The organism is Amycolatopsis sp. NPDC043889 (assembly GCF_056435645.1).
Genome location: NZ_JBWKEC010000012.1, coordinates 207,377 through 216,552, shown reverse-complemented (window position 1 = coordinate 216,552; position 9,176 = coordinate 207,377). Strand labels below are relative to the sequence as shown.

Here is a 9,176-nt window from a genome sequence, read left to right as displayed (position 1 = left end):
CCCGGAACACAAGCAGCAGGCCGAGGCGCCCGCGCCAACTGCGACATCGACCCGATCCTGATGTGACTCAACCAGGAACAAACTGCCCGATCCAGACGGCGATCCGCTCCGACTCGGGATTCTGCCGCGGTGATCGGGTATTGCCTTACACAGCCTGGAAACTGAACCACCACTTGGGTCAAGAACGGTTGTCCGGCGATCGTGCCACGATTCCCCTGGCGGCTCCACGTTCCCCCTCCCCCGACGTGGAGCCGCCCCGAGATACGCCCGCATCAGGGGACTATCGCGGCATGGGGGCCGGACACGTGCAGGCGGACCGTGGCACCGCAGTATCCGGAGCAGGTCTCGACATGCCGACAGAGTTGGCGGGTGAGCCAGAGACCGTCGCCGGGTGCCTCGTCGAGCGTGGGTGGCAGGTAACCGAGGAAGGGGTCGGTGATGCGCCCGACAGGCTCGTGAACGTCGCACACGATACGCCCGGATTCGGCCCACAGCCGGATGGTCGCGCGACCGCTACCGTGCCGCGCGACGTGGTCGGCGACTTCGCCGACGGCCGCCGAGAGCATGGCGGCTTGCTGCCGGGCCAGCCCTTGGAGCGCGGCGTGCGCGGTGACGAACCGCCGCACGCTGGACAGGTCGCCTATGAAGGGAAGCACTGCGGCATCCGGTGGGGGAGCCGGCAGCGGGTGGGTGCCGCCGGCATCGACGAAGATCGCGGGGTCGAGATAGTCAGGACATGGCCTCGCCTCGCGCCCTGTCCACCGAGCGGGGTGAATGCGATGCGCGTCAGCGACGACGGGCGGAGCCAGCACACGGGTGTCGTACGGGCAAATGATCCATGCCGACGACTCCGCGAAGGCCACGTTCAGTATCGACTCGTATCGTCTCAACTCGGCGGTCTCTAGGTCTGATCGTCTTGTCCAGATCGGTTCACCGATGATGCGTACGTGTCCTGGGCGCTCGGCATGGCGGGCCGTGTAGTAGTCGCGGTACTTGAGCAGTGTCGCGGCGGGGTGACGGTACCAATCGTAGGCGTCGACGAATTCGACCCGGTCGGCGTTCGCCCCTAGCGTGTCGACGAGCAAGTCGATGTTGTCCGGTGTGGTCACGGCCAGTGTGGCTTCCCCGCGGGTCAGGCCGTCTTCGATGAAAGGCGTTGTCAGGTCGAGGAATTCCGCGTCAGAGCCGTAAACACAGGCCTGATGCGAGAACGACACACCGCCGGTCTGGGCTTCCTGCTTGCTCATCTCACACCCCCTCCTCCGTGGTGACCAACGTCAGGGACGGCAACCGGTCCCAGCCGTAGTTCCGCAGGATCGTGCGGATCAGGGGAACTGGTGATCTCAGAACCAGCCGGTGCCCGTTGCGGAGGTTGGCCGCGGCATGGGCGAGAAGCCGGACGGTCGCTACATCGGCGTAACGTAGTTCTCTGACATCCAAGTGAAAATCGTCATCGTCGCGGTAGGCCGCTTCCAGTGTCGCGGCGAACTCGGCGAGGTTCGACCGATCGATCTCGCCGGACAGTCGCAGCCCGCGTCGCCCGTCCAGCGCCGCCATCCGCAACAGGGGTTCTTGTTGTTCGGCCTGTTGGGCGGTCAGCGCCGTCGAGTGGGCCTCGCGCACGACGTCCAGTTGCTCACTCGTGAACTGCCGCCGATCGTAGTGACAGAATCCCGTCAAGGTCGGCAGCGCGTCCGTGGCGACAAGTTCCGTGACCTGCCTCTCGTAGTCCCAAAACAACTCGCTGTCCGGTAGCACATGTGAGGACCAGGTCATGTCCGCGCAGATATGAAGACCCAAGTAACCAGCACGTGTCGCCGCGGTGGTCTCGGCCTGGAGCCGGCTGATCACACGATCCGCCTCGAACCCTGTTCTCGCTCGGTAGAACTCGTCGGTGGACGAGATGACGAGCTGTTCCCTCCTGGTCAATGCGTCCAGCTCCGGCCCGGTCAAGGACAGCCAGGTGAGCAGGGTGCCGGGAGGAACGCGGTTGGTGAGGTAGGTGATCTTATGGCCTTGTTCCACCGCCGCCAGGAAATGCAGTTGTGCGAGCCGCCGGTATTGGTGGTCGGTGTCGTACCAGATACATACGTGCTCTCCCGCCACCCACGACCTGACCATGGTCCTCCTCCGCACGCGAGATAAGAGAAGGCCTCATTTTAGGCCGAGACCGACGGTTCACGTTGTCCGTGCAGGAGTATTGGCGGATACGCGCCAATACTCCTCGGTGGTGTTCCGCTCGGTATGGCGCGCCCCGTGCGATTCTGACAATGGCGAATGTTCGCCACGGTGAATCACGGTCCACATCCGCCCGCGGCGGACTGTCCGGTGATGGGTGGGGTACCGGATGGCTGGGCGTAGCGGGCCAGACGTTCCGGCATATCGTCGATCGCGCCGGCTCTGCGGAAAGCGGGCGGGGTGAACTGGCCGGGGTACTGACCTCGGAACATGCAGGTGAGGAATCGCGCGACCGCACGTGATGGAGGCAGAACGTCCTTGCCCGCGTAGGACAGAACAATCAGCTCTTCTCCGCACAGGGATTCGACGGCCACGGACCACCCGTGTTCCTCGTCCCAGAGCAATGCGACGTCACGGGTCGGGAACCGCGGTAGCCGGCTCTCGATGGCCACGTAGGCATTCACCGGTGGGTCCAGCCGCACCCACCAGCCCGTCCAGTCCAGATCCAAAGCCTGGGCAACGGCGCCAACATAGCGGCGTAAGCCGCGCGCCGGTGCTCCATGGTCTTCCAAAATCATCCTTCGTCGCCGCCTTTGCCGCCTCCGTCGGAAAGATCAGCGCCGACTGCTTGACGCACGTTCGCATCTCACCCGTTCTGGAGCGTGATCGCAAGATGGTCGGTGCCCATGCGCGGCCAGCGAACCATTTCCGAGTACGAACGAACGGCACCATCGGCGCCGGAAACCGGTCATCCCACCTCCTGAGCCACCACACCCCGGGCCACCCAGAGCGAATGCCGCCCGACCCGGAGCCGCACCCCCCTTCCACACCATCCGCGCCAATGCGGCAGATCGCCACGGCCGCAGAGTTTTTCATGTCAGCAGCCAGGTTTCACCGGCCGACGGGAGAAAGAGGGAAAGTACGTGGCAGCCGATGTGCCATCTGGCGCACGGGTCTGTGGCCGGCCGGAGAGAAGCTCGACGAGCACGAGCGCCGCGCACTTCGGGAGATCGAGGGAACTAGCCGGAATGTCCGGCAGAACTTGCCAAGCGGCAACAGATCTCCGTCGTGAGTCACACGTCGTCGCTGGGCGCCCGACGGTTCACCGTGCGCACCGGCCGGGGCGTGGTCGGTTTCGGCCTGTTCCCACGTGAGCGAGATCGGACATATCCGTGCGCTGGTTGGCCATGTGCGGTAAGCGCGCTCGGTCAAACCCGCTCGAGGCTTTCACCCTCTCACCGTCCTTTGCTCTGCCGGGGGTCTTCCATGGCGTAAGCGGCCAGAAATCTCGTCATCGCGGCGTCGATGATTGATGAGGACTGTCTGTCGACGCTGTCTTGCCGGTTCTGGGCGTGGGTCCCCGGCGGTCGTTGTGCGCGGGAGAGTTCGTGAACGGCGTTTGAGCGGGACGAGAAAATGGGGATGAAGGTATCCATGCCGACGATTCGCAGTGCTCTTGAGACGACGTGGCTTTTGACGACCAATCCGAGCCGTTTCCGTTCGCTCTTCGCCCGCTCGGCAGCACCGGCGATGGCGCCGAGCCCGGCGGCGCCGAGGAAGGTGACCTCTGATAGGTCGAGAACCGTCACCGACGGCATCTCCTGCCACAAAGCGCGGTGGAGCACCCCCACGGAGGATACGTCGACCTCGCCGGCGACGGCGATCACCAGCTGGTCGCCGTGCCGGAAGCGTCCGGCCTCCAGCAGCTTCCCACCCGCGGCCGGTATCGCGTGCCCAGCAGGCATTGGCGTTCCCAGTGAACGTATCCGAGCGAAATGGCGGCTATCAGGCAAACCAGTCATCGATGCGCTCCGAGTAGGTAACCGTGGGATCACCGTCAGCGGCTGCGTTGCTGAACCGGCGAGACGGTCTCTGAAAGTTGACGTACGTGCCTGGGCCTGAGCCCGGTCGTCGTTCAGGATACCCCTGGAGAGGTATCTATGGCATCAGGCAGGCATGGTGAACGGGAAAGGGGGAACGCGCGCAGGTGACTCGACAGCGCCTCGCCGATTTGGCCGAAATACGACATTGTCAGATCTTCGCCATTAAACTGATCGACCATGGCGGAACCGTCTCGGCACGGGGAATCAGATGACGGCGTGCGGTCTGATCGCTGGATCCGGACCGCTGCCCTGGCGTTACCGCGGCCGGGCGAAAACTGCATAGTGGCGTAGTGTGACCACGGCGAACACGAGTTTCTTTCTGGAAGGCCTGTCTCAATGTGATCGTGTCCGCAACTGGACAATGACGAAAAATGGCCATGGAAAGGGCCATTGCGATCGCCGCAGGGTGGATCGGTCCCGTGGGCTCCTCTTCGTGGAGTTCTCAGCGTCTTGCGGGTCGGGCAGGTCTGAGCGTCAGGACTGGCCGGTTCGCGCCTGTAAGCGGACGGTCTCCAGGAAACGGTACGCGAGGTCGCGCAGCTTGACATTCTCTCGTTGTGACTGTTCGACCAGCAGGTCGAAGGCCTCCTTGTCGGTGAACCCGTGGACTGCGATGAGGACACCCTTGGCTTGGTCGATGACCGCCCGAGTGCTCAGCGCGATAGAAAGGTGCTCGGCCAGTTGGGCGGCCTTCTCGTAACGCCGGTAGGTGCGCAGAATCGCTTCGACAGCACTTGTGTAAACCTGGAGCAGGTGCACATCCAATTCAGCGAAGCCCTGTGCCTGCCGGCTGTAACAGTTCACTGCACCGGAGTAGTCGCCGTTCACGATCAGGGGCACGGTCAGGAAACCACTGAGGCCCGCGGCGCGCGAAGCCGGAGCGAACTCCGGCCAGTGTTTCGACGCCTCGGAAATGTTCCCCCGCCTGGTCTGGGCGCCCTTCGCCGCCTCCAGGCACGGTCCCCGGCGCGTCGCATACTGAGTCGCGTCGAGCTCGATACCGTCCTCGCTCGTGAAGGCCACCGTTTCTGGCCGGTGCTCGCTGACCATGGTGATCGTCGCATGGTCCACGCCAGGTACCGCGCGGATGACCTGGTGGCATACATGGTTCAGCAGCGAGTTGATGTCGGTTTCATCGGCGAGCACCTCAGCCAACCCGTCGAGCGCACCTTTGACGTCGTCGAGAATCATCGGCACGTGCGCGCACGGCGCTTCGTCGGATGACATAATTGCTTCTCCTCTGATCGTTGTTCGTCCGCTGGATGCTTCCGGATCTTGTCGGTGGCGTGCTGCAGCTGAATAATTCGGGTACCCACTCCGTGGCCTGGTCAAGCGATCATCAGCGGTGCTCGAATTGATGGAGGTGCGCCGTGTCGGAAGAATGTATTGATTCAAGCGCTTAGTCAAGATCATGGGAGCATGTACGCGGCACGATCATTTCGTCGCCATAAACGGCGACGGCCGGACCTCGGAACCGAGACCGGCATTGCTGATCATGGTTGTGCTGGCGATACATCACCCTTTGGAGGGTCGAACCGTAACTGCCGGTCAAGCACGAGCGCTGATGTCGAGCTGGGCGGCGATCATGCCGGTCGCCACATGCACGTCGCCGTAGTGTCCGGTGGTGTCCTCGCGTGCCCACGCTGCGACCTGGTCGCCCTCGCCGACGCAGTCGGCGAGCAGCGCGGCGACGGGGAGGTCGGTCAGGGCGAGCCGCGGCTCCGTCCGCGAACCCAGGCCGGCGCTGCTCGTCGAAGGTCAGGTCGCTCACCAGCACCGGGCTTCCGGTAGCGAAGGCCTCGACGCCTGGACTATCGCCTGCGGTGTATTGCGTTTCCTCGAGAGTCCCGGCCAGGCATTGCTCGAGGCGACCAGCTCGTGCGCCTGCTCGGCCGTCCGTAAGGAGATGGCGGCGATACAGACGACCGGGATCCAGCCCGAGCCCTGTCGCACATCTCGGGCTCGCTCAGCAATGAGCTGCGATAGCCGATCGCGGCGCCTAGCGCTCACGGTCATCTCCGCGTCCTCGAAAACCTCAACGCCGTCCCTGCGTCACATCGTGCGTACCCTCGCTGTCGGTCGGCCTTTGACCGCCAGGCGGACAACGCTGTTGTGACGCTGCAAACCGGTGTCAGCTCAGCCGACACCGGGGACGAGGTGCACTTTCCCTGAGGCTGCTCAGCTTCAATTTCCGACCTGCCCATGACCTGAGCAGGGCCACACCGCGATTCTCGCGGTGCCGATCGTGTGACCGGGGTTGCTCTCACTGGACTACTGTCCTTAGGCTGATTGCGTTTGTGGTGGGGTTGAGCTGACGCGTTGCTGCAAGCGACTGAGGTCGGAGGTACTGCTGACCGTGGTCGTCGGGTGCCGTCCGGTCCGCGAGTGATCGTTGAACTGGAATCACGTGCCTGGGCTGGTGGGTGGCAACCGCGGGGTACCCGGATCGCACGGGATAGGGGGCGTATGGACTGGACGGCGCGATATCGGGATCGCCAACGATCTGAGAACTGGTGCGGTTCCGCGACGCGCGCCAAGCCTCCGTCGAGTGATCAAGGCTCTGACTCTTCGCTGGTGACCTCGTGGGCGTCTGAAGCTTGATCTTGGCGCGGAAGGATTCCATGAATCGAGAACAGCGCATGGTCGAGGCTCTGGTCGAGCTCTCAGACTCCCTGGTGAACGACTTCGACGTTCCTGGGCAGCTCGATCGCCTGGCTACGCGATGTACCGAGCTTCTCGACATCACCGCGGCGGCCGTGGTGCGGGTATCGGCGGATGCGGGCCGGTGGACCTCTGCCACGTCCGGTTCGGCCACCGACTTGTTCGAACTGCTCACGCGGGAGGGGCCGGTACTGGAGAGTTGCCGTACCGGCGCACCCGTCGGCCCGGTGGGCGTAGCCGCCGCGCGCCGCCGATGGCCAGGTTTCGCCGTCGCCGCCAGCAAGGCCGGCTACCGCCATGTGTCGTCCGTGCCGATGCGGCTGGGTGAGGAGGTTCTCGGGTCAGTGCTGCTGCTGCATGCGGAGGCTGAAGGGTTACAGGCATCCGACATCCGGCTGGCGCGAGCGCTCGCCGACGCGGCCACGATCGGGCTTGTGCACGAACGAGAGATCCGTCAGCGGACCGACATCGCGTCGCAGCTGCAGAGCGCGTTGGACAGCCGTGTCCTGATCGAACAGGCGAAGGGGTTCCTCGCCGCGCGACAGAGTATGAGTGTGATTGACGCGTTCGAACTGATCTCCGTCTACGCCCGCCAACATCGCTGCCCGATCAGCGACGTTGCCCGCCACATCATCGAGTTCGGGGTTTTTCCTGTCAGTCCGCCCAGGCCCAATGGGCCTTTCGACGCGCGCTGACCGGTCGTCGCGCGGACCCAACCGCCGGATTGCGGTCTGCTGCACGCTTCGAGAACCGCGTCAGAGTGAACGGGCAGTGTCTTCGACAATCGTCAACGCGAGTTCGACGGCGGCCCGGCGCGTAGGGTTTGCGGACGTGTATGCGTTGACGGCTGGCTGTCCACAGGCGTTGTGCCTGTCGAGCCCTCCCGGCGACCCTGATGTCGTGATCCAGCAGGTCAGCGTGTGGCGGTTCGCGAAGACATCGGTTCGGCACTGGCGTCGCCGGTTGGTCAGGCGCGAGCCAGAGGGCACACGGCATATTCGAGTCTTCTCGAACTGGGCCGGCAAGCCGGGCAGGTTCTGACGTGGTCCCTGGGCGGTGACGCGCTTGATTGCACTTGCCCTCCGCTGTGGCAATCCTTATGATTTTACGTTCTGTGGCCCGGTTGAGCAGAAGCCGCTGCCGCATTTATCTCAGACTCAGAGGCGGTGTGGTGCGCTTATTCGACAAATCTGGTCCGGTCGCCGAAATTTAATTGGAATCACGTCGCTTGGCGATTTCCCCGGTAACTGACAGGCAGACGCTCGGGTGTCGCCGAGAGTCTCTCAAGATGTTTCCCGCCGCTGATGAGTCTGTGCGGTCGCACGTTCCTTGATCTTAGTGGAGAGGAAGGCACACATGAGACGAGAACAGCGCTTGGCTGACGCCCTGGTCGAGCTCACCGACACCGTGGTAAAGGACTTCGGCCTCCCGGAGCGGCTCGCTCGGTTGGCCGCACGATGCATCGAGCTGTTCGATATTTCCGCTGCCGCCGTGATGCTGGCTTCACGGGATGACGGACGGTGGAGGTCGGCGACGGCCGGCGAGTCCGCCGACTTGCTCGATGTGCTCAACCTGGCGCGTCTGGATGGGCCGGTCCTGGGAAGTTCTCGTGCAGGGGAGTTGGTCGGTCCGATGGATCTGGCCGGTGTGGGCCGTCGGTGGCCCGACTTCGCCGCGGCCGTCGACAAGATCGGGTACCGGCAAGTGTGTTCGGTGCCGATACGGCTGCGCGAAGAGGAATTCGGATCGGTGCTGTTGCTGCACTCGGAAACCGATGGGTTGTCGATGGCCGAGGTCCGGTTGGTGCAGGCGCTGGCCGACGCGGCCGCCATCGGGCACGTGCACGAGCGGGAGATCCGCCGTCAGATCGCCGCCGCCTCGCAACTGCAGGCTGCGCCGCACAGCCGTGCCTTGATCGAACAGGCGAAGGGTTTTCTCGCCGCGCGCTGCGATACAAACGTGCATGACGCGTTCGAGCTCATTCGCGGGCATGCCCGTCGTCACCGGTCACAGATCCACGAGGTCGCCCGTCACGTCGTCAGCCATGGGACGCTGCCCACTCCTTCGTCGGAGAATTACGTACATGCCAAAGGTCGTTGACCGGTAGCTGCTCGGAACCGAGGATCGCGGGGCACTCTCGATCGAGCACCGCGGCGAAATGGTGCGTAATGCCAACTCGACTTGGCATTACGCGAAACCGAGTCGGCGATAGTGTGAAGGTGCGCATATCTTGTCGCTGCCTTCCCGAATTCGACGGCGGAAAGCCTTCGACGAACACCCCGATCCGGGTCATCGCGTCCTGCTCGGTCTCCGGCACGCCCAACGCGGCCAGATGCCACCTCAGGATCGTCTCCACCTGTGCGTGGAAGCCGTCGTGCCATACCCGCAGTGACTCCGATGCCGCGACCCTGGCGTGCACCGTCGTGATCAGCCGATCGACCCGCCGCAACTCGC

General features: G+C 64.0%; 8 protein-coding genes. 2 read left to right on the top strand and 6 right to left on the bottom strand.

Going from position 1 to position 9,176, the window contains the following annotated elements; translation table 11 throughout:
• Window positions 1-272 precede the first annotated feature (272 nt).
• The 5 genes from AC0685_RS23370 to AC0685_RS23350 form a co-directional block, all read right to left on the bottom strand.
• The gene (locus AC0685_RS23370) at window positions 273-1,247 is read right to left on the bottom strand and encodes an anti-sigma factor RsbA family regulatory protein (protein WP_478227474.1); all 975 of its coding nucleotides are present in this window, start codon (window positions 1,245-1,247) and stop codon (window positions 273-275) included.
• 1 nt (window position 1,248) lies between these two features.
• Window positions 1,249-2,106, bottom strand: coding sequence for an MEDS domain-containing protein (locus AC0685_RS23365; RefSeq protein ID WP_478227473.1), 858 nt, complete (start codon window positions 2,104-2,106; stop codon window positions 1,249-1,251).
• A gap of 188 nt (window positions 2,107-2,294) precedes the next feature.
• Window positions 2,295-2,756, bottom strand: a complete 462-nt coding sequence (locus tag AC0685_RS23360) for a DUF6292 family protein (RefSeq protein ID WP_478227472.1) — start codon at window positions 2,754-2,756, stop codon at window positions 2,295-2,297.
• Window positions 2,757-3,413: 657 nt separating this feature from the next.
• Complete coding sequence (locus tag AC0685_RS23355; RefSeq protein WP_478227471.1) at window positions 3,414-3,980, bottom strand: STAS domain-containing protein; 567 nt, start codon at window positions 3,978-3,980, stop codon at window positions 3,414-3,416.
• A 555-nt stretch (window positions 3,981-4,535) separates the two neighbouring features.
• Window positions 4,536-5,288, bottom strand: coding sequence for an ANTAR domain-containing response regulator (locus AC0685_RS23350; RefSeq protein WP_478227470.1), 753 nt, complete (start codon window positions 5,286-5,288; stop codon window positions 4,536-4,538).
• Window positions 5,289-6,682: 1,394 nt separating this feature from the next.
• On the opposite strand from AC0685_RS23350, the gene AC0685_RS23345 reads away from it, so the two are divergent.
• Window positions 6,683-7,417 carry an ANTAR domain-containing protein gene (locus AC0685_RS23345; RefSeq protein ID WP_478227469.1) on the top strand — a complete coding sequence of 245 codons (735 nt, stop codon included), beginning with the start codon at window positions 6,683-6,685 and terminating at the stop codon, window positions 7,415-7,417.
• A gap of 661 nt (window positions 7,418-8,078) precedes the next feature.
• The gene (locus tag AC0685_RS23340) at window positions 8,079-8,822 is read left to right on the top strand and encodes an ANTAR domain-containing protein (protein ID WP_478227468.1); all 744 of its coding nucleotides are present in this window, start codon (window positions 8,079-8,081) and stop codon (window positions 8,820-8,822) included.
• Here the strand turns inward: AC0685_RS23340 and AC0685_RS23335 are convergent.
• A partial coding sequence (locus AC0685_RS23335) for a hypothetical protein (RefSeq protein ID WP_478227467.1) occupies window positions 8,761-9,176 on the bottom strand: 416 nt, incomplete at its 5' end. The genes AC0685_RS23340 and AC0685_RS23335 overlap by 62 nt on opposite strands.